Here is a 20,405-nt window from a genome sequence, read left to right on the forward strand (position 1 = left end):
ATCCCTAACGTAAAAAAGAAATAATCATCAACCGTAGGAACTACGGAGATAGCTTGGTGTATAAGAGAAACCACTGTGGGTAGTGTATGCCACCACTCTCAAGTATGCTCTGTTCCCAAGAATCTCGTGACTTTAGTCAGGAGAGGTTCAAAAGCTTCACTTAACTAATGAACTATTTATGGAATAAAATTGCTTAACTAGCTTAAAAATCGAATATGTTTTAGTTGTGTTTTAATTCTGTCCAATCGTTTCCATAACTTATTTCTGTTGTCGGGTAGTAAATGAATGTCAGACATGGAGGCAATTGTTTCTGCTACCCTTTCAATTGTCATATTTTCCGTATCAATTCGATGTTGAAAAATATTATTTGATAACCCTTGCATACATCTATCTATTTGTTGTGCCCCCCAGGAATTCTTTCCCTCTCCTCTACTGCGTAATCTCTTCTGTAAAGTTTCCTTGGAAGCCCATAGCACAAAATGTTTAACTATCACTTTATCGTTTCTTAGTTTACCAACGATTTCTTCAAAATAATGAGGATTGACTATGGTCATTGGCACAATGATAACTCCATCATATTCGTTTTCCATATAGTTCAAAAGGATGTAATTTAACTCACGCCAGACACAATAATCTTGGAAATCTCCCTTATAAATTTCTTTTGGCATATTCTTACCTATAAAAAAACCAATGTTTTCTGGATCATACACAAATGAATTAGGGATTCTTCTATGTAATTCGTATGAAGCCTGAGTTTTTCCCGAACCAAAAGCACCATTAACCCAAATAATCAATTAAATCACCTGTTTCTTTTAATGACGTTCATCTGTTAAATTATTCCACATCATAATTCGAAGACTTGACACAGCGTAAGTCATCACTATAAATATCTTTTTCCAGTATGTCAAAACCTTTTACGATATTAGATTATTTTAATTTTCCCACAACATATCACTCGTATTTGGTTTATACATCTATGGTACTGTTGTTTTACTTAATTTTCCACCAGACGCAAAGATGAATAAAAGGGCATAAATCAATGATGGGAACCATCTACCTAGGCACTTTACCCTATGTGTGACAAAAAATTCAAATAAGTTGATTTTTATTATAGTTTTTGCAGTATATTGTATAACTTTGTGGTAGAATGTAATGTTAGAAGTACATCATTTTACAGGCGTGAAATTGTGATCGATCTGTGTTAGGAGGACTAAGGATTAATGTTTTCGAGAGATATTGGAATAGACCTTGGAACAGCGAATGTTTTGATTCATGTAAAAGGGAAAGGAATTGTATTAAATGAGCCAGCTGTTGTTGCGATGGACCGGACGCAAGGTAAGGTACTAGCAGTTGGTGAGGAAGCTTATCTTATGGTTGGGAGAACACCAGGAAATATTGAAGCGATTCGACCATTAAAAGACGGTGTCATTGCAGATTTTGATGTAACGGAAGCGATGCTAAAACATTTTATTACTAAAATTAATGTTCGTGGGTTCTTATCGAAGCCAAGAATGCTAATTTGTTGCCCGACAAATATTACGAAAGTAGAGCAAAAAGCGATTAAGGAAGCAGCTGAAAAGTCTGGTGGTCGAAAAGTGTATTTGGAAGAAGAGCCAAAAGTAGCAGCGATTGGTGCGGGAATGGAAATTTTCCAACCGAGCGGGAATATGGTAATTGATATCGGCGGAGGAACGACAGATGTTGCGGTATTATCTATGGGTGATATTGTAACAGCAGAATCAATTAAACTTGCTGGAGACACTTTTGATCACGATATTTTGCATTATATTAAGCAAAAATACAAATTACTTATCGGTGAACGGACGGCAGAAGATATTAAGATTACAGTTGGAACAGCCTTTAAAGGTGCGCGAAACGAGCAAATTGATATTCGTGGACGTGATATGGTAAGTGGTTTACCACGCACGATTACTGTTCATTCAGAAGAGATTGAGGAAGCACTCCGTGAGTCTGTTTCCCTAATTGTTCAAGCGGCTAAATCAGTTCTTGAGCGTACACCACCAGAATTATCAGCAGATATTATCGATCGCGGTGTTATTTTAACAGGCGGTGGCGCAATGATTCATGGAATAGATCAATTACTTGCAGAAGAGTTGAAAGTTCCTGTATTAATTGCGGAAGAGCCTATGAATTGTGTAGCAAAAGGGACAGGAATAATGCTATCGAACATCGACAAAATTGATAAAGTAAAAATTGGTTAATCGAACATTTATTTTCATCATTCAAATGATACAAAACAATATAAAAAACACATTATCATAACAATGCTAATCAAACATTACAATATAACAAGCAAATTGCATGTGAAAATAATTAGTTCAAGAAAGGGTGATTCACTTGTTACGAGGATTTTATACTGCAGCAAGTGGAATGATTGCACAACAACGTAATCAAGAAATGATTTCCAATAATTTAGCGAATGTGAACACACCTGGTTTTAAAGCAGATCAGGCTACATTGCGCTCTTTTCCTGAATTACTTATGAAGCAAATGGGGACAAAATCAGTGCCAACAACTAATGGGCTCCAACTAAAAGAAAATCGAACAATTGGTAGCTTAAGCACAGGAGTTTATGCACAAGAGTCCATTCCGAACTTCCAACAAGGTCCAATTAGGGAAACTGGTATGATAACGGATCTTGCCATTGTAGATGGAGAAAAACCCGAAGAAACGGGAGGTATCTTTTTCTCTGTTGCAAATGATAATGGTGACATTCGTTATACGCGAAACGGTAACTTTACAGTTGATGGCGAGGGATTCTTGACGACAAATGAAGGCCATTATGTGCTAGATCAGGCAGGTAATCCAATCCAAACAAACGGACTTGACTTTGTCGTTACAACAAATGGAATGGTGCAATTTGAGGATGGAAATGCTTTGCTTGGAATTGTTTATATTGCAAATGCGAATGACTTAGTAAAAGAAGGGAATTTACTTAGCGCGGACGAAGCAGGCGTTGAGGCAGAAGATCCAGCAACAGCAGGTGCAAATTTTTCTGTGTTACAACAAACATTAGAAAGTTCAAATGTCAATCCATTACAAGCGATGACAGAAATGATGCAAGCATATCGTACATTTGAACAAAATCAACGAGTACTCAAGACATACGATGAGAGCATGGGAAAAGCAGTAAATGAAATAGGACGTTTAGGATAGGAGGGATAATGTATGTCACTTAGAGCGATGGGACAGGCCGCTGTTACGATGAATCAACTACAACAACAAATGGATATGATTGGTCATAACCTAGCAAATAGTCAAACGGCTGGATATAAATCAAGACAATCGGAGTTTTCAAGTTTACTTTTTCAGCAAATAAATAATGTATCTGATCCAGAAAATGCTCGGGGACGGCAGACACCAGATGGAATTAGAGTTGGAGCAGGAGCAAGGCTCGGTGCAATTAATCATAACTTATCCCTCGGTTCCATTCAGACGACAGACCGTGATTTGGATACGATGTTACTGAACGAAAATCATTTTTTTCAAATTCAAGTAGAAGAAAATGGAGAACAAGAAGTTCGTTATACTCGTGATGGATCATTTTACTTACAGCCTGTTGGTGAGGACGTTATACTCGTAACAAAGGATGGTCATCCAGTTTACGGAGCAAATGGGCCAATTCAGTTCAGAGCTAATTTTGACTCTATTCATATAACTGAAAATGGTGAAGTTTTTGTTAAACAGGGAACGCAAAATGAATATGCTGGAACAGTTGCTATCGCAGAAATGAATAATCCAAGAATTTTAGAAGCATCAGGTGATAATTTATTCCGTCTACCTAATTTAGCTGCATTAGGGCTTAATTTTGATACTATTGTTCAAGCGGCGCCAGCTAATACTGCTTTAATACAAAGTCGTGCACTTGAAATGTCAAATGTCGGTATCCAGGAGCAGATGACACAATTAATTAATGCACAGCGGTCTTATCAATTTAACTCAAGAACGATATCGATGGTCGATCAAATGCAAGGTTTAATTAACCAAGTACGTTAAAGTGAAAGAAGCGTGTTTTTTCTTGTTTTAAGTGTCAAAAGTAGGTATAGTCTTGTGAGAAACTAATTGATCTTAAGAGAAAGATCAAGATGAATATTTACAACTATTTAACAACTTAGTTAGATAGGGAATTAAGGTGACTTGAAGATGGTAGCAAATTCAGTAAGAGAAGAAAAGCATGAAGAAGTGAAAACAAAAGAAAAATCAAGAAGAAAACGTAAGACAAAACTGCGAACTCGTAAATTTCCAATTTGGTTACGTATTATTGTAGTGTTATTGTTGTTTGCAGGTTGTTTAGTGTTAGGTTTAATGGTTGGATATGGCGTTATTGGTGATGGTACTCCAACAGAAGTATTAGAAAAAAGTACGTGGCAACATATAGTAGATATTATAAATAAAGAAAAATAATTTGGGTATCAAGACTTTCCTAATTGATGAAAGTCCATCAGATTGACAAAAAAATTTGTTATTGGCAAGTTTTTTAATAAATAAGGTGATTTCCGTCTTTTCTCCCATTTGCTTTCATAGCCCTTTTACTAAGTGTTAGTAAGTTTGTAACCCTATTCATACAATTTATGTTGAAAAGAGAGGCTAAATCATGTTAGATATTCAGCAAATAAAAGATATTATTCCTCATCGATATCCATTTTTGTTAGTGGACAAAGTCATAGAAATGGAAACGGGAAAACGAGTCGTTGGATTAAAAAACGTTTCAGCAAACGAGCCTTTTTTCGCTGGACACTTTCCTGACTATCCAGTTATGCCTGGTGTATTAATTTTAGAAGCATTAGCTCAGGTCGGGGCAATTGCTGTCTTAGATATGGAGCAAAACAAAGGAAAAATTGGTTTTTTGGCTGGTGTTGATAAATGTCGTTTTAAAAGACAGGTAAAACCTGGAGATCAGCTCCGCTTAGAAGTTGAGATTATCCGGATGAAAGGACCAATTGGAAAAGGGAAGGGAATTGCGACTATTGATGGAGAAGTAGCATGTGAAGCTGAAATTACATTTGCAATTAAATAGAAGAAAATAAAAACTCATTTTCTTAGAGAGAAGATCGTTGAAAAGTCAGTTCTACGATCTTCTCTTTTTTGTACTAGGAAAATTTTTTATCAAAAATAGTCATGTCCTGCTTCAAAGAAATAGGGGACGTCTTTTGCGCCACAAATGGCTTTGCGGGTGGATCGAGGGTCAGCGCAGTTCCGTCATGTTGTGCTATTACCTGCGCGACGGCTTGTACTTTTGTTCGTTGCAGGTGTTTTTTGATGCATCCTTCACCTATATATTAACCAACGGATTTTCAATTATCGAGTATTACCGTAAAAAAATTGGTTAAGCTAAAAGGGAATAAATGATGTAGGGAGGGATAATTTGTGTTAAAAAGAATTTTTGTCGCCATGTTAGCACTTACGTTTATTACTGGATGTGCAAATCCATTAGATAATAATAATAACAACAATGATCAAACTCCAAACCAGGCGCCGACAAATGATAATATAGATCGGAATAATGATCTAAATCGAAACAATAATATGAACAACAATAATCGTAACAATGATATGAATAACGACAACTTAAATCGTAATCAGATGGACGATAATTTAGGGCCAAATGATGATTTAGGACCAAACAATAATAATGTCCGTTAACAAATAAAATAAGAATGCCCCCTTACTAAAACAAAGGCATTCTTATTGTTTTTTTGTAAGGCAATACCTTAAATGGAAGTGTCAAACAATCCTCCATGAGTAGGGTGAGGCGCTTGAGCTGTCGACTGCTCCAACATTTCAACTAATTGCTCCCCTTGTTGTTGCACTAATTGCTTCGTTTGATTCATTACTGCAAGACTTGCATCCATACGTAGCTGATTATTATTCAAAATAATCGACATTGCTGCAATATCCATCTTTTCCCTCCTACCTTTAGACTATACTCATACCATAACATAAGCACTAGGTAATTTTAAGTAAAAAATTAAGTCTATTCGCTATACAGATATAATTTAGACATATAACGTATTGTTTCTTAACTATTTGCCATACTTTACATTGAACTAAAAATTTACTAAATAGAAAAAAGTTGTATAAAAAGAACTCTAAACTATATTTAGCATCCAATTGAATCACCTACCCGTAAAAACATGTAACTTATGAGAAACATACAGCCATTCAATTAAAAGGCAAATCTAACATCTTTGTTAAAACCTCGGTGAACCAATTTGACTTGCAAATAGAAAGGTCAAGTCAAGCCATTGGTTATTTTCCAAGATATTTTTTTATGAATTAGCCGAGAACACTCGCAACTTCAGTCGTACAGGGCTTCAGTAGAGTCACAGCTTTAGCTATCTTAATCAACCGACATAGGTTAAACCTGGATAAAAATACCGTAACCCTAGTATGCCCCCTTAAAGAATCTCGTGACCTAGTCATGAGAAGTTCAAGCCACAATAAAATATGTTTACGCATTTGATTTCATTTAGCAGATAGGAAAGTAAAATTCTCCCGAAATGAAACGTTAGTTCTCACTGGTAAATGCTAGGTGATAAGCAAAGGTTTCATATAATAATTAACTTTTGGTTAGGACATTTACGTAATAAATTTTCTACATCAATTGTTCCAGTTTCTTCATCATTGTACATAACCAAATTCTTTCATAACTCAACTGATGGGTGTATGATAGTAAAGGGTATATTTTTAATTCTTATATTTGGAGGTCATCGCATGCGTAAACTGTTATTTTCTGCATTTATTCTACTTATATTATTACTTTTTTCAGCTTGTAATGAACCAGAAGAAGAAAATAAAAACGAAGAAATTATTACACCTGTGGAAACAGCAAAAGTCAAAACAGGTGATTTCATTATTGAAAAAGTAATATATGGACAGATTTCACCAGTGAAGCAAACTCCAATTATTGTGCAACAACCTGGAGAAATTACTTCTTTAAAAGTTGAAAATGGCGATGAAGTAAAAAAAGAAAATCACCTTGCAACAATTAAATCACAGATGGGAAGTCAAACAATCTATGCACCGAATGACGGTGAAATTGCCCATCTTCATGTACAAGAAGGATCCTTTCAATCGAATGAAGAACCGCTTATGATGATTGTTGACTTAGATACATTAAAAATTTCTTTTACTGTAACACCGACGGTTCTCGATCAATTTAAAAAAGACGATAAGATAAAAGTGCTTATTGATGATCAGCATGTTGAGGCAATTGTTTTAGCAATTGATACGCTGCCAAATGATACTGGACAATTCCTAATAGAAGCCGAATTAGATAATGAAGATCGCCATATTATACCTGGAATGACTGGGAAAATAGTCGCCACAGATAAAAAGGTCAAAGATACAATCATTGTCCCGACAGAGGCAATTATGAAGGAAAGTGATGAATCATTTGTTTACATTGTAAACGGTGATGTTGCTGAAAAAATAACAATTGAAATAAAAGAAACACAGTCTGAAGAAACAGCGATTAAGGCTGACTTGAAAAAAGGGGATCAAGTCATTATTAATGGGCAATTTACTTTATCCGACAATAGTAAAGTTGAAGTTGTAAAGGAAGGTAAATAATCGTGAAATTAGTTTCGTTATCTGTTAGAAGACCTGTCGGAGTCATCATGATCGTCTTAGCGATTATTGCCCTCGGAATTGTTTCAGTTCGGAATTTAGCTGTTGATTTATTCCCTAAAATTGATTTACCAATAGCTGTTATTGCAACAACATATGAAGATGCTGCACCGGAAGAGGTTGAAAATCTTATTTCCAAACCAATTGAATCATCGATTAGTTCGATAGAAGGGATAGAACAAATTCAATCTCAATCCCAAACAGATTCTTCACTCGTACTAATGATGTTTAAAAATGGAACTGATTTAGACCAAGCATTACTTGATGTTCGAGAACGCATAGATCAAGTAAAAGACTTTTTGCCTGAGCGGGCTGGAAATCCAAAGATAATGCGGTTTAGTCCAGATCAACTACCAGTCATTTGGATTGGCCTAACTGGTAAAGACGCAGAAATCCTTACTGAGCTTGCGGATGATGAAGTCGTGCCATTTTTTGAACGACAAGAAGGAGTTGCTTCTGTTACTGTAGAAGGAGCAAAAACGAGAGAGATCCAACTTGTTTTAAATGAATCAGCCATGATGCAATATGGTATTCAAACTCAAGAAATTATTCAGGCAATTAATAGTGCAAATAAATCGGCATCCGTCGGTACAATTGAAAAAGGTACACAAGATCTACAAGTTCGTATCACCGGTGAATACACCTCATTAACAGATATTAAACAAACGATTGTCCAATCTGAATCTGGCGCATCGGTCCAAGTGCAAGATGTCGCTGAAGTAACAGATACATTTAAAAAAACAAATAGCCTTACACTCGTAAATGGTGAACCGTCTGTTGTATTATCGATTCTAAAAAAGACAGATGCTAATACGGTTGATGTAGCGAAAAACATCCAAAAAAGTTTAGCTGAAATAAACGGGAGTTTGCCTGAAGATGTGAACTTGAATGTCATTATCGATACGTCCGACTTTATTCAAGAGGCGGTTGATTCCGTCATTCAAAATATTTTAATTGGTGGCGTTATATCTGTTCTCGTCTTACTCTTGTTTTTAAAAAGTATTCGTGCAACGATTGTCATTGGATTATCGATTCCAATAGCAATTATTTCAACGTTTGCACTAATGTACTTTACTGGAGAGACGTTAAACATTTTAACGCTCGGTGGTTTAGCACTTGGAATCGGGATGATGGTTGATAGTTCGATCGTCATTTTGGAGAATATTTATTCGTATAGGCAAAAAGGATATAGTTTATTTGATTCAGCCACAAAAGGGGCGGCCGAATTAACTCCAGCAGTTATCGCATCAACGACGACCACATTAGTCGTATTTTTGCCTATTGTTTATGTAGAAGGAATTGCGTCTGATATATTTACACCACTTGCATTAACTGTTTCATTTTCATTACTCGCATCACTTATTGTTGCGATCACGCTTGTGCCCATGTTATCTTCTAAATTATTATCAAAAGCTATGGAAGAAGGGCGTCGTTATTGGTTTGACCGCTTCTTAGAACGAGTGAATAACGCTTATGCTGGTGTACTGAAAAAGGTACTTAAGTTTAGAAAAACGTCTATCCTTACCACTATATTATTGATTGTCGGAAGTATTGCAGTTACACCACTGATCGGTGCAGAGTTCATTCCGGCGGGAGACCAAGGACAGATGGAAATTCGCGTTGAGACCCGTCCAGGGAGTAGTTTAGAACATACAGAGGATATGATTACTCAAGTAAATGACATCCTACATGAAACGGATGATCTAATAGATGTTAGTTTTGTTACAGTAGGTGGCGGGGACTTTGCTAGTGGAACAACAAGCGGCAATGTAGCGAATTTCACTATTCAACTTGTTCCAGCTTCCGAACGAGACACATCGACAGCTGCGTTTGTTCAACAATTAGATGAAAAGTTACAATCCATTGCTGGAGCTGAGATAATCGTTAGTGAAATGGAAGCAGGGATTGGTATGGGTGCTCCAATCCAAGTGCAATTAAACGGACCAGAACATGAAGTATTGCGGGAACTGAGTGAACGTGTCGTGGAAGAAATTAAAGGAATTGACGGGGTTTATAATCCTGAATCGGAAGCATCACTGGGCGTACCACAATTAAAAGTAGAAGTCGATCGTGATAAAGCAGCTCTTTACGGATTAACCGTTGAAGGAATTCAATCGCAAATTGAAATGCATTTTATCGGGCAAGTGATCACAATTTTTCGTGAAGAAGGTCGTGAAATTGATGTGTCACTTATGTATCCAGAAGAAGATAGACAAACGATTAGCAATTTGGAAGATATGAAAATAAATGCGCCAAATGGAGCAGTTCTTCCATTGAATGAACTTGCATCATTTGAAGAAGTGCAAGGGCCAGTTACATTAATTCGTCACAACCAACAAGCTCAAATGAATGTAACGAGTGAAGTTTCCGGACGTGATTTACGCGGTGTGGCACGGGATATTGAAGCTCATTTAGAGGGAATGGATTTGCCGGAAGGATATAGCTTCTCCATTGGCGGGGAGGCAGAAGATATGGCAGAATCATTTAGTGATTTAACATTGGCACTTATCTTTTCCATCTTTTTAGTATATGCCGTAATGGCTGTCCAATTTGAAAACTTTTTATTTCCGTTCATCATTATGTTTTCTATGCCAGCAACCGTTGTCGGTGTCGTACTTGGTTTGCTTGTAAGTGGGTTATCGTTTAGTATCCCCGCCTTTATTGGAATCATCATGCTCGCGGGAATTGTTGTGAACAACTCGATCGTCCTCGTCGACTACATTAATATATTAAGAAGACGTGGCTTAGATCGGTATGAAGCAATAGTAGAAGCGGGTAGGAGTCGTCTGCGTCCAATATTGATGACGACATTAACGACAGTACTTGCCATGATTCCACTAGGTCTCGCTCTTGGTGAAGGTGCGGAAATGCAACAGCCACTAGCTATTACAATAATATTCGGGCTAACAGTATCAAGTATTTTCACCTTATTACTTATCCCGGTTGTGTATACCTATTTTGATGATTTGACGAAGAAGGTTTTGCGTAGAAAAAGTAATATTTGAATATAAATAAGGGCCTGTATTGAGCAAGATAGTACCTCAATACAGGCCTTTTTCATATGATTAGTTTTTAGTCTTATTTTGATAGGATACGTTTCTATAGTTCATTCATGCTAATTCATTATTCGATCCAACACTTGTTTTTCTATTTTAGAAAACTGTGAGTTTGTCAGGCTTCGTGGTCGGCTTATTGGATTTTTAATATCAAGAGTAATGAAACCATCTTCAATTAAAATGATACGATCTCCTAATTTGACAGCCTCTCTAACATCGTGTGTTACTAATAATGCGGTAAATCTTTGTTTAATCCATAGGTTTTCAATTAAATTTTGCATTTCTAGTCTAGTAAATGCATCTAATGCACTCATTGGTTCATCTAATAATAAAAGTGAAGGGTTATGAACTAAAGCACGTGCTAAAGCAACACGTTGTTGCTGTCCACCAGAAAGAGTGGAAGGCCAATCATTTTGATGGGAGAGTAAACCAACTTGTTCTAATTTCTCTTTTGCCTTTGGATACCAATTACCTTTTAACCCTAAGCCAACATTATCAATTACTTTTTTCCAAGGTAATAATCTTGAATCTTGGTACATCATTTTAGCGCTTTTGGCTGATTGATCAATGGAAGTATCATCAAAAAGTACATTGCCATACGTAGGATATTCTAAACCACTGATTAATCGTAATAGTGTACTTTTTCCACTTCCTGATTTACCGACAATTACCACAAACTCGCCAGTTCCAATTTCAAGTGATATATCTTTCAAAACAACTTTATCGTTAAAACTTTTCTCCACTTGCTTTAATGAAATATGAACAGCATGCTCATTATATACTTTATTCTTAACCTTTGTTAAGACAGCCATATGAAACCCTCCAAATTAGTTATTAACATAACTTTTATGCCAACGTAAAGCTCTTTTCTCTCCCCAGCGAGAAAGCATATCTGCAATTTTTCCAAAAAAAGCGTAAAGAAGAATCGTAATAATAATAATATCCGACTGCATAAATTGTTGTGCAGTCATTGCTAAATATCCAACACCTCTTGTTGAGGCAATTGTTTCAGCTACTATTAATGTCATCCACATTACACCTAATGAATATCGAAGACCGACAAAAATGGATGGAAGTGCACCAGGAAGTAAAATTTCTTTAAATAATCGCCAACCTTTCACACCGTACATCTTCCCCATTTCAATAAAGCCCGGATCTATATTTTTGATACCATGAAGTGTATTAATATAAATAGGAAACATGACTCCGATGGAAACGAGGAATATTTTAGCACCTTCATCTATCCCGAACCAAATAATAACAAGTGGTACAAGAGCTAAATTCGGGATGTTTCGAATCATCTGTAACGTTGTGTCTGTGAATGCATAGGAAAACTTTGATAATCCATTTGCAACACCTAAAACAAATCCAATGCCTCCACCAATTAATAAACCGATAAGGGCTCGCGCTAAACTACCTGACATATGATAAAATAATTCGCCAGATACAAGTAAGTTATAAAAGCTGGTAAGAATTGTGAAAGGTGCTGGTAATAATTGAGCTGAAACAACTCCCACTGCTACAGCAACTTGCCAGACGATAACAATAATAATAGGAATAAGCCAAGGTATAAAAGATGTAATAAATTTATTTGTCACGTTCATTCCTCCACTATTCGTTTGGAACTCGATCTTTAATATCAATTTTATTTGGAATTAAACCAATTTCATAATATACATCTGCTTGTTTTTGCTGTGCCTTTATTATGTCTTCCTCCATTTGATCAACCGCATATTCTCTCCGATTCACAGCACGTTCAATAATATTTTCTTCAATACCTAACATATTAGAAACAAGTTTGACAACTTCATCCTTGTTTTCATTCGCCCATTGGTCGGATTCATCCGTTGCTTCTAAAATAAGTGCAACCAGTTCAGGGTGTTCATTATAAAATTCTTCATTCGCATAATAAAATGTCCGATTCGGATATCCGTAGTCTTTCCCTTCTGTTAAGTTAATAGTTTCTAAATCAACTTCTACTCCAGCAAAAAATGGATCATACGTTGCAAGAGCATCAATTTTCTTCGTTTCAAATGCAGTTCTTTGCTGAGCAGCATCCTCCAAATACACCCATTCAACATCATCAATTGTTAGTCCAGCATCTTCAATAGCTAAGATTGCTAAATAATGATGATTCCCACCTTTAAGAACTCCTATTTTCTTACCCTTTAATTGTTCAATGGAATTAATTCCAGCGTTTTCATGTACGAGAACACCAACACCTTCTGGATTTGGCAAATCTGCTCCAACGTAAACAAAAGGTTTATTCCCAGCCTGCGCACTTATTCCTGAACCATCTGCTGCATGGCCAAAATCAATATGTCCTGTAAATAGTCCTTCTAATAAAGTTCCCCCGTGAACAAATTCACGCCACTCTACCTTATAACCTTCCGACTCTAGCTTTTTTTCTAAAAATCCACTTTCCTTTAGAATGTTTAATGTGTTCCCTTTTTGAAAACCGATCCTGACAACGTTCTCACTTTCTTCGTTAGATTGGTTTTCCTGTGCGGATTTATTTTCGCCACAGCCTGAAACTACTATGAATGACAACGCTATTAGTGCTGATAAAATAAGTTTTCTGACCATGCTCTATTCTCCTTTTATAATATATTTAACGCATAGTTTTACTATGAATTAAGTTATAAAAAAATTACTTTAATTCAAATTGACCGCTATATAAATGGAATGACTTCTTTTCTGAGGATCCGAAAAATGAAACTTTAAATGGTCTTTCTCCTCTCTCTTCAATGATTTTTGAAACAATCCCATTTCCTTTCGGTTCAAGTAATAAAATATTTCCTTCTTTTAGCAACAACCTCTTTCCACTTGCATTTAGTTTATCGTCATAAGTGAAAGGCTCTGTCTGTAAACCTAGTATATTTGCCCATTGATCCGCAATTTGATTCACATTTTTCACTGCATAAGCTACATAATCTATTTGTACATTTCCAATTGGATGATTGCTTATTACTTTTTGTTTTGTTAACTTACGTCTACGTTCAGCATCTGTTTCATTCCATTGGATAAAGAAGGGAAGTTCTGGTCCACTTTTTTGGTTGCCAGCATATAATAACTTCCATTTAATAAGGGTTCCGTTTGGGGTTTTACGGTGTAAAGAAACTGGTCCATGTACTGTTAAGCCCTTTTTTTCTAGGCGATCAGCAGTTTTTAAGATATCTTCTGTACGTATTGCTGTCCGAATAAAACCTTCAGAAAAATTATTATCTAAAATAGTAGAAAATAAACTATAATCTAGATGCTTAGTTTCTTTGACTAAATTTTTATCATAGGCTCCCAAAAATTCAATATAACTTAAATCAAAATAACTTAATCCATTATACGTTCCACGATTTTCATGTACACCACCCTCAACAGCATGAAAACCATGCTCATTAAAAATCTTCATAGCTTTCTTTGGATCATGAACAAACTGTATAAGATGATCAAACTTTAATGTCATTTTTCCCCTCCAAAGATTAATAATTTGTAATTAATTAACTATTACTATACAGGAAAACTTTAGGGAGTCAAGAAATAAAAAAACTAATCCTATATAAAAACTAGGAATTAACTGATCGAAAAATATTCAAAACGAATATTTTTCGAAGATACGTAGCCAATCATTAATTATTTTTTTATCATCTAGTGCATGTTCAACATAGTGAATGTTAACGACACCTTGATCCCATATAATATTTTTAATATGTGGATCACTTTTTAAGTCTTCCATTAATTGAATAATTTTCGTTTCATATCGATCCCATGCAGCGATGCTAATGACAATGTTTCCAGGGAAAAAGTTTTCAACTTCTACACCGTATTTTGTCGCTAATGTTAATAATTTTAGTTTCTTTGATGCAGTTATCATCTTTTACATCATCCTTTTTGTTTGGGTAATCATCCATACAATTATGAATATGTGAAGAGATCCTAAATCGTTACACTAGACATGAAAAATCAATGTTCTCGAGCATTCCCCTCTGCATTATTTGGTAGTGAGGAAGATGATAGGTTAAAATAACATTTATTCATTGATATTGGAAAAGCTCCCAAAATATCAAGCCCAGCTGATAGCTAAAAAAATGATACAAATTAAGTTAGATATGAAGCTGATCATTATGGTGACAGGTTTAACGGAAAAGAAAGTAAATAAACTAAAAAGAGGGAAAGAGTGATAAGTAATAATTTAACAATGACCCTCTGACATTTCTTATGAAAGCTAAGATCGTTGAAAGGCTCTATTATAAGTTATCCGTAAACCGTACTCAGTTATTCTGAATAAGGGAGTCGTTTCAATGATTTTCACAAAGAAGTCTAAGTAGCACAAACGGCCGTAAAGTTTTACCGTCTCATCTCCTATATCCATGCTGCTAAAATTCCAGCTTATCCTGTCAGGAAATGAACATATTTTTTTCTAATCAAGAAACATATTAAAAACACCGTTTCACCATACTGCCCCATGCAGTTGTCCTTATTTTGCACTTCATTTCCTCAAAAACGTTCTTCAACAAAATCAAACTATTATTTGCATCAGTCGACATAGTTTCGCTATAATTTAAGCTAGCAAACAATATAAAATAATGAATTCATTTTCTTACATTTAAGGAGAATAATATGCTAAATTATGTTGACTTAATGATAGCGTCGTTTATTGCTCTCATATCAACTTTCTTTCTTACATTTCTGGTGAAAAAACTTGCATTTAAATTTAATATCGTTGATTTTCCGAATCAACGAAAAATACATAAAAAAGCGACACCACGAATTGGTGGATTAGCAATATTTATTGGAGCTGCTTTAGGTCTTCTCTATTTGCAGCCTGAACATGTACATTTATTAGAGATTTCCCTTGGTGCACTTGTTATTGTCATAACTGGCATCTTGGATGATAAATTTGATATACGTCCGATTATTAAATTATCTGGGCAATTAATTGCGGCTTCATTCTTAATCTCTTCTGGATTAATTATTGAACGTGTGACATTACCTTTTATCGGAATGATTGATTTAGGAGTGTTCAGTGTTCTTATTACGGTACTTTGGGTAGTGGGCATTACGAATGCAATTAATTTAATTGATGGGCTTGATGGACTTGCAACAGGAGTATCAACATTTGCCCTTTTAAGTATGTTTGTTATGGCACTTGTTGACTTACAAATATTTGCGGCATACTTAAGTATCGTCCTTATTGGTGCCAATTTAGGATTTTTATATCATAATTTTTATCCAGCAAAAATTTATATGGGTGACACAGGATCAAACTTTTTAGGGTATATGATTGCGGTTATTTCTATGCTTGGGCTATTTAAAAATATTGCCCTTTTTAGTTTCATCATTCCTGTCATTGTCCTAGCTGTCCCGATTTTTGATACGCTTTTTGCTATTGTGCGCCGAATTACAAATAAACAACAAATTATGAAGCCTGATAATAAACATATCCATTATCAATTGCTGCGGGTTGGCTTTACACATCGACAATCCGTTTTAATTATGTATGCTTTTAGTCTCATATTTGGTATATTGGCAATTCTATTTGCGAAAGCATCCCTTTTTATTTCGCTCCTAGTTACATGTATCGTTCTAGTACTGATTCATATTCTTGCTGAAATTGCTGGACTTGTGATGGGGGGGAAGCGCCCGGTTGTTGATATTATATTAAAAATGTTTGGGATACGACAACGTATAATATCACCAAATGATCATAAAGACTAAAAGAATAACGAACATAATCAAAAAGACTTTGCGTTTGTTTATGACTGGATTGTTAAAAATATGTAAAGTAATTATGTAACACAATACTTAAAACTATGATAAAATGAGCTAGTACCTATTTATTAGTAGGAGCGTTATTCATGACAAAAAAAGTTTTAATAATGACACAAAATTTTTATCCTGTAATAGGTAGTGCGGGTAATAGAATGAAAAATATTTTTCAATTACTTAATCAAAATAATGTTGAAGCACATATACTTACTACAGAACCCGCTTATCCAAACAAAAGCATGTATAAAGATCGTGTGTTTTGGGATGATGAAGACTTAAATAAAAAAACGGAAAAAATTATTCGAGTTCCTATAAAGGATAGAAATTTTTCAAAAAATATTATTAAGAGGCTGTTTTTCTTTTTAGAAATAATGTATCGGTTTATCCTGTTAATGTGGAAATTAAGGAAAGAAAAATATGATTATATATATGTAAGTACACCACCGATATTTATTGTATTTTCAGCGTTTTTCGGAAAAAAGCTGATGAAATCTAGACTGATTTTGGAGGTAAGAGATTTATGGCCGGACAGTTTAATAGGTGTAAAAACATTTGATAATAAAGTAATAATTAATTTATTTCGCATTTTGGAAAAGAGAATGTACAAAATGGCTGAGTATATCGTTATTAATAGTAAGGGATTTACAAAACATATTAAAAGTAAATTAAAAGAAGATTCCACTACGCCTATTATCTATCTACCTAATGGGCCACGCGCATCAGAAATTGTAGAAACTAAAATTGTAGACAAAGAATTTCGTATTATATACGCTGGCAACATTGGTTTAGCTCAAGATATTGATAGATTAAAGTTAATAGCAAGAATGTTAAATGATAGGGACATTTATTTTGATGTAATTGGTTATGGTGTAAAAGCAGATGAATTTACTGAATATATACATTCAAATGATTTAAACAATGTGGTACTGCATAAACCGTCTACAAGAAAAAAAAGCTTGGAATTAATTAAGAACAGTAAGGTAGCTATTGCTTTTTTAAATGATGAAGATGTTTTTTCTACAGTTTTACCTGGCAAGTTGATAGATTATATGACTTGTAAAACCCCAATCATTGCAGGTGTTAAAGGTGTTGCAGCAAAAGTAATCACTGAAAGTCAAACCGGCTATGTATTTGAGCATCAAGATGTGCATGCTATTGTGAATCAAATTGTAATACTAAAAAACAATCCACAAAAACTATTACAGCTCGAAGAAAATTGTTTAAGCACCGTAAAAGAAGATTTCCTTTGGGAGAAAAACATTAATAAATTACTTGATATAATCAGTTGAATATGAATGTTTTGGGTGGAAATAACCTAAGATTTATAAATATAATGAGGGAAAGCATAATGAAACGGGTAGGTATGTTTGTTTGGAATCATTTCACAAATGATGCGAGGGTCTTGAGGGAATGCACAACTTTATCACAAAATGGTTATGATGTTGAACTAATATGCATTCATGATCCAGATGATCCTACTTTAGAGAGATATGAAGAAGTTAATGAACATTTTAGGGTTTACAGGTTGAAAAGAGATCCTATCATTTTTTCCATACTACTAAAGACTTATCAACTTACGGTGACAAAAAAGTGGCTACTAATCCCGCTATTATTTGTTTTAGGAGCCATATGTTATGTAAGTCCATGGATTTTTCTATCGCTTCTAATTGTAACGGGAAGTTTATTTATATCCAAAATCAGAGTTCCTATTACGTATAGTACTTTAATTTTAAAAATGATTATAAAAGGTTATATTGGTAATTATGATATTTATCATTCCAATGATTTAAATACACTACCACAAGGTTATATTACTTCCAAATGGCGACTTAAAAAAAGACCATTAATTTATGACTCACATGAGGTGCAAACCAGCCGTACAGGATATGATAGCCCATGGTTTAAAAGAATTGAAGGTTTTCTTATTAAGAAAGTAGATAGTATGATGGTTGAAAACCATACACGAGCAAATTATAACGAACGATTGTATGGTTTTTATCCACATGTGTTACACAATTATCCATCATTAGAAATTCAAAAGGTTCACGAAACAATAGATCTTCACAAAATCCTTGGCCTTCCAGAAAAGGAGAAAATCTTATTATATCAAGGTGGCATTCAACCAGGACGTGGTTTGGAAAATCTGGTTGAAGCTTTTCCGCTTTTCAAAGAAGGTACACTCGTTTTTATTGGAGATGGAAAAATTAAAGGGAAATTACAGCAAATGGTGAAAAAACGAGAATTAGAAGATGGCATTCGTTTTATTAATAAAGTACCTATAAAAGATTTACCTAAATATACAAAAAATGCGTATCTAGGTTTTCAAGTTTTAAATAACGTATGTTTTAATCATTGGTCTGCTTCATCAAATAAATTATTTGAGTATATGATGAATGAAGTGCCTATCGTAGCATGTAATTTCCCTGAAATAAAACGTGCTGTTGAAGATAGTGAAGTTGGTGTTACGATAGACCCTCATGACCCAGCGGAAATTGCGAGAGGTGTTAATTATTTATTAGATAACCCCGATAAACGTGATTATTTTAGCAACAATTGCAAAAAAGCTCGAAAAAAGTATAATTGGGAGATAGAACAAAAAAATTTACTCGAAGTTTATCGAGATTATTAAATAACTAAAGTATAGTGGAAAGAAGGTATTATTTTGAAACTTTGTACGATTGGATTAGGGTATATTGGTTTGCCAACATCGATCATGTTTGCTAGCCATGGTGTCGATGTAATTGGAGTCGATGTGAAAAAAGAGGCAATTGAATTACTGAATAATGGAAAGATTCATATTGAGGAGCCAGGATTACAAGATGCTTTAGAGTCTGTTATGCATGTTGGAAAATTTCGTGCATCTTTAACACCAGAAAAAGCAGACACATTTATCATCGCGGTACCTACACCAAATAAAGCAGATGAATATAAATCTTGTGACATCACATATGTTATGCAGTCTGTGGAAAAAATTATTCCGCTACTAGAAAAAGGAAATGTTGTCATTGTTGAATCGACAATAGCACCTAGAACGATGAATGACCATGTAAAACCAAGATTAGAAGAAGCAGGTTTTGTTATTGGTGAGGATATTTATTTAGTACATTGTCCAGAACGTGTATTACCTGGTCAAATCATGTATGAGCTCGTCCATAACAATCGAATTGTTGGTGGGATTACTCCGGTATGTACAGATAAAGGAGTAGAAGTTTATGAAACTTTCGTTCAAGGTGAAATCATAAAAACAAATGCTAAAACGGCTGAAATGTCTAAGTTAATGGAAAATACATTCCGTGATGTAAATATTGCGTTAGCTAATGAATTAACTAAGGTATGTAATGAATTAGATATTAATGCATTAGAAGTAATTAAAATGGCCAATAAACATCCGCGTGTTCATCTACATTATCCAGGCCCAGGTGTTGGAGGACATTGCTTAGCTGTTGACCCTTATTTTATTATTGCGAAAGCACCTGAGCAAGCGAAAATGATAACTTTGTCGCGTGAAATTAACAATTCAATGCCTGAGTATGTCATCCAAGCTACTGAAAAGTTGTTAACAAAAAATAATGGTAAGAAAATTGCAGTTTTTGGTTTAACGTATAAAGGTAATGTAGATGATATTAGAGAAAGTCCTGCAATGGATATATACGAAGCATTACATGCTCGTTCAGAATATGAAGTAGTTGCTTATGATCCGCATGTTAATTTAAGCTTTGTAGAAAAAGATATAGAAAGAGCATTAACAGGTTCTGATATTGTATTAATTTTAAGTGACCATAAAGAATTCAAACATCTAACTAGTAAACATTTTGAGAAAATGAATGTTCAACTTGTATTTGATACGAAAAATGTTGTAAATGAACATTCAGACAGTATACAATATATTAATTTTGGGAACTTGTATAAATTTATATAAACCCCCTTATAAAGGAT

Annotated in this window: 19 protein-coding genes; 12 read left to right on the forward strand and 7 right to left on the reverse strand. The window is 34.7% G+C overall.

The window, feature by feature from the left end; genetic code table 11:
- Nucleotides 1–197 precede the first annotated feature (197 nt).
- Entirely contained in the window at nt 198–794 is a 597-nt protein-coding gene (locus tag DFR56_RS12585) for an AAA family ATPase (protein ID WP_110395809.1), read from the reverse strand.
- 426 nt (nt 795–1,220) lie between these two features.
- On the opposite strand from DFR56_RS12585, the gene mreB reads away from it, so the two are divergent.
- The 6 genes from mreB (at nt 1,221) to DFR56_RS12615 (ending at nt 5,664) form a co-directional block, all read left to right on the forward strand.
- Nucleotides 1,221–2,222, forward strand: a complete 1,002-nt coding sequence (gene mreB / locus DFR56_RS12590) for a rod shape-determining protein (protein ID WP_110395810.1) — start codon at nt 1,221–1,223, stop codon at nt 2,220–2,222.
- 136 nt (nt 2,223–2,358) lie between these two features.
- Entirely contained in the window at nt 2,359–3,177 is an 819-nt protein-coding gene (locus tag DFR56_RS12595; protein WP_110395811.1) for a flagellar hook-basal body protein, read from the forward strand.
- Nucleotides 3,178–3,189: 12 nt separating this feature from the next.
- The gene (locus DFR56_RS12600; RefSeq protein WP_110395812.1) at nt 3,190–4,017 is read left to right on the forward strand and encodes a flagellar hook-basal body protein; all 828 of its coding nucleotides are present in this window, start codon (nt 3,190–3,192) and stop codon (nt 4,015–4,017) included.
- A 147-nt stretch (nt 4,018–4,164) separates the two neighbouring features.
- Complete coding sequence (locus DFR56_RS12605; protein WP_110395813.1) at nt 4,165–4,425, forward strand: DNA-directed RNA polymerase subunit beta; 261 nt, start codon at nt 4,165–4,167, stop codon at nt 4,423–4,425.
- A 190-nt stretch (nt 4,426–4,615) separates the two neighbouring features.
- A complete protein-coding gene (gene fabZ, locus DFR56_RS12610; protein ID WP_110395814.1) occupies nt 4,616–5,038 on the forward strand; it encodes a 3-hydroxyacyl-ACP dehydratase FabZ in 423 nt (140 codons plus the stop codon).
- Between the two features lie 350 nt (nt 5,039–5,388).
- A complete protein-coding gene (locus tag DFR56_RS12615; protein WP_110395815.1) occupies nt 5,389–5,664 on the forward strand; it encodes a hypothetical protein in 276 nt (91 codons plus the stop codon).
- Nucleotides 5,665–5,732: 68 nt separating this feature from the next.
- Here DFR56_RS12615 and DFR56_RS12620 read toward each other — a convergent pair whose 3' ends face one another.
- The gene (locus DFR56_RS12620; protein WP_110395816.1) at nt 5,733–5,921 is read right to left on the reverse strand and encodes a YjfB family protein; all 189 of its coding nucleotides are present in this window, start codon (nt 5,919–5,921) and stop codon (nt 5,733–5,735) included.
- 814 nt (nt 5,922–6,735) lie between these two features.
- On the opposite strand from DFR56_RS12620, the gene DFR56_RS12625 reads away from it, so the two are divergent.
- Together DFR56_RS12625 and DFR56_RS12630 are read left to right on the forward strand one after the other, a co-directional pair.
- Complete coding sequence (locus tag DFR56_RS12625; RefSeq protein ID WP_158525630.1) at nt 6,736–7,593, forward strand: efflux RND transporter periplasmic adaptor subunit; 858 nt, start codon at nt 6,736–6,738, stop codon at nt 7,591–7,593.
- Nucleotides 7,594–7,595: 2 nt separating this feature from the next.
- Complete coding sequence (locus DFR56_RS12630) at nt 7,596–10,655, forward strand: efflux RND transporter permease subunit (RefSeq protein WP_110395818.1); 3,060 nt, start codon at nt 7,596–7,598, stop codon at nt 10,653–10,655.
- A gap of 110 nt (nt 10,656–10,765) precedes the next feature.
- On the opposite strand, the gene DFR56_RS12635 is transcribed toward DFR56_RS12630, so the two are convergent.
- The 5 genes from DFR56_RS12635 to DFR56_RS12655 form a co-directional block, all read right to left on the reverse strand.
- The gene (locus DFR56_RS12635; RefSeq protein ID WP_110395819.1) at nt 10,766–11,518 is read right to left on the reverse strand and encodes an ATP-binding cassette domain-containing protein; all 753 of its coding nucleotides are present in this window, start codon (nt 11,516–11,518) and stop codon (nt 10,766–10,768) included.
- A gap of 15 nt (nt 11,519–11,533) precedes the next feature.
- Nucleotides 11,534–12,310: an ABC transporter permease subunit gene (locus DFR56_RS12640; protein WP_110395820.1), complete on the reverse strand. Its 777-nt coding sequence runs from the start codon at nt 12,308–12,310 to the stop codon at nt 11,534–11,536.
- A 7-nt stretch (nt 12,311–12,317) separates the two neighbouring features.
- Nucleotides 12,318–13,292 (reverse strand): aliphatic sulfonate ABC transporter substrate-binding protein, encoded by a 975-nt coding sequence (locus DFR56_RS12645; protein WP_110395821.1) that lies wholly within the window; start codon nt 13,290–13,292, stop codon nt 12,318–12,320.
- Between the two features lie 64 nt (nt 13,293–13,356).
- The gene (locus DFR56_RS12650) at nt 13,357–14,166 is read right to left on the reverse strand and encodes a VOC family protein (RefSeq protein WP_110395822.1); all 810 of its coding nucleotides are present in this window, start codon (nt 14,164–14,166) and stop codon (nt 13,357–13,359) included.
- Nucleotides 14,167–14,292: 126 nt separating this feature from the next.
- Nucleotides 14,293–14,574, reverse strand: a complete 282-nt coding sequence (locus DFR56_RS12655) for a hypothetical protein (protein ID WP_110395823.1) — start codon at nt 14,572–14,574, stop codon at nt 14,293–14,295.
- Between the two features lie 746 nt (nt 14,575–15,320).
- Between DFR56_RS12655 and DFR56_RS12660 the strand changes: the two genes are divergently transcribed.
- The 4 genes from DFR56_RS12660 (at nt 15,321) to DFR56_RS12675 (ending at nt 20,388) form a co-directional block, all read left to right on the forward strand.
- Nucleotides 15,321–16,418, forward strand: a complete 1,098-nt coding sequence (locus DFR56_RS12660; RefSeq protein WP_110395824.1) for a glycosyltransferase family 4 protein — start codon at nt 15,321–15,323, stop codon at nt 16,416–16,418.
- Between the two features lie 140 nt (nt 16,419–16,558).
- A complete protein-coding gene (locus tag DFR56_RS12665) occupies nt 16,559–17,758 on the forward strand; it encodes a glycosyltransferase family 4 protein (protein ID WP_110395825.1) in 1,200 nt (399 codons plus the stop codon).
- Nucleotides 17,759–17,760: 2 nt separating this feature from the next.
- Nucleotides 17,761–19,098 carry a glycosyltransferase gene (locus DFR56_RS12670; protein WP_244916526.1) on the forward strand — a complete coding sequence of 446 codons (1,338 nt, stop codon included), beginning with the start codon at nt 17,761–17,763 and terminating at the stop codon, nt 19,096–19,098.
- Nucleotides 19,099–19,131: 33 nt separating this feature from the next.
- Nucleotides 19,132–20,388: a nucleotide sugar dehydrogenase gene (locus DFR56_RS12675; protein ID WP_110395826.1), complete on the forward strand. Its 1,257-nt coding sequence runs from the start codon at nt 19,132–19,134 to the stop codon at nt 20,386–20,388.
- The last annotated feature ends 17 nt before the right edge of the window (nt 20,389–20,405 follow it).

Source organism: Pseudogracilibacillus auburnensis (assembly GCF_003201975.1).
Taxonomy (GTDB): Bacteria; Bacillota; Bacilli; order Bacillales; family Amphibacillaceae; genus Pseudogracilibacillus; species Pseudogracilibacillus auburnensis.

What these genes read in the sequence shown, in the direction of transcription:
- mreB (WP_110395810.1), top strand. Translation starts at nt 1,221, where the DNA reads ATGTTTTCGAGAGATATTGGAATAGACCTTGGAACAGCGAATGTTTTG.
- DFR56_RS12600 (WP_110395812.1), top strand. Translation starts at nt 3,190, where the DNA reads ATGTCACTTAGAGCGATGGGACAGGCCGCTGTTACGATGAATCAACTA.
- DFR56_RS12605 (WP_110395813.1), top strand. Translation starts at nt 4,165, where the DNA reads ATGGTAGCAAATTCAGTAAGAGAAGAAAAGCATGAAGAAGTGAAAACA.
- fabZ (WP_110395814.1), top strand. Translation starts at nt 4,616, where the DNA reads ATGTTAGATATTCAGCAAATAAAAGATATTATTCCTCATCGATATCCA.
- DFR56_RS12620 (WP_110395816.1), bottom strand. Translation starts at nt 5,921, where the DNA reads ATGGATATTGCAGCAATGTCGATTATTTTGAATAATAATCAGCTACGT.
- DFR56_RS12625 (WP_158525630.1), top strand. Translation starts at nt 6,736, where the DNA reads ATGCGTAAACTGTTATTTTCTGCATTTATTCTACTTATATTATTACTT.
- DFR56_RS12635 (WP_110395819.1), bottom strand. Translation starts at nt 11,518, where the DNA reads ATGGCTGTCTTAACAAAGGTTAAGAATAAAGTATATAATGAGCATGCT.
- DFR56_RS12640 (WP_110395820.1), bottom strand. Translation starts at nt 12,310, where the DNA reads ATGAACGTGACAAATAAATTTATTACATCTTTTATACCTTGGCTTATT.
- DFR56_RS12645 (WP_110395821.1), bottom strand. Translation starts at nt 13,292, where the DNA reads ATGGTCAGAAAACTTATTTTATCAGCACTAATAGCGTTGTCATTCATA.
- DFR56_RS12650 (WP_110395822.1), bottom strand. Translation starts at nt 14,166, where the DNA reads ATGACATTAAAGTTTGATCATCTTATACAGTTTGTTCATGATCCAAAG.
- DFR56_RS12655 (WP_110395823.1), bottom strand. Translation starts at nt 14,574, where the DNA reads ATGATAACTGCATCAAAGAAACTAAAATTATTAACATTAGCGACAAAA.
- DFR56_RS12660 (WP_110395824.1), top strand. Translation starts at nt 15,321, where the DNA reads ATGCTAAATTATGTTGACTTAATGATAGCGTCGTTTATTGCTCTCATA.
- DFR56_RS12665 (WP_110395825.1), top strand. Translation starts at nt 16,559, where the DNA reads ATGACAAAAAAAGTTTTAATAATGACACAAAATTTTTATCCTGTAATA.
- DFR56_RS12670 (WP_244916526.1), top strand. Translation starts at nt 17,761, where the DNA reads ATGAATGTTTTGGGTGGAAATAACCTAAGATTTATAAATATAATGAGG.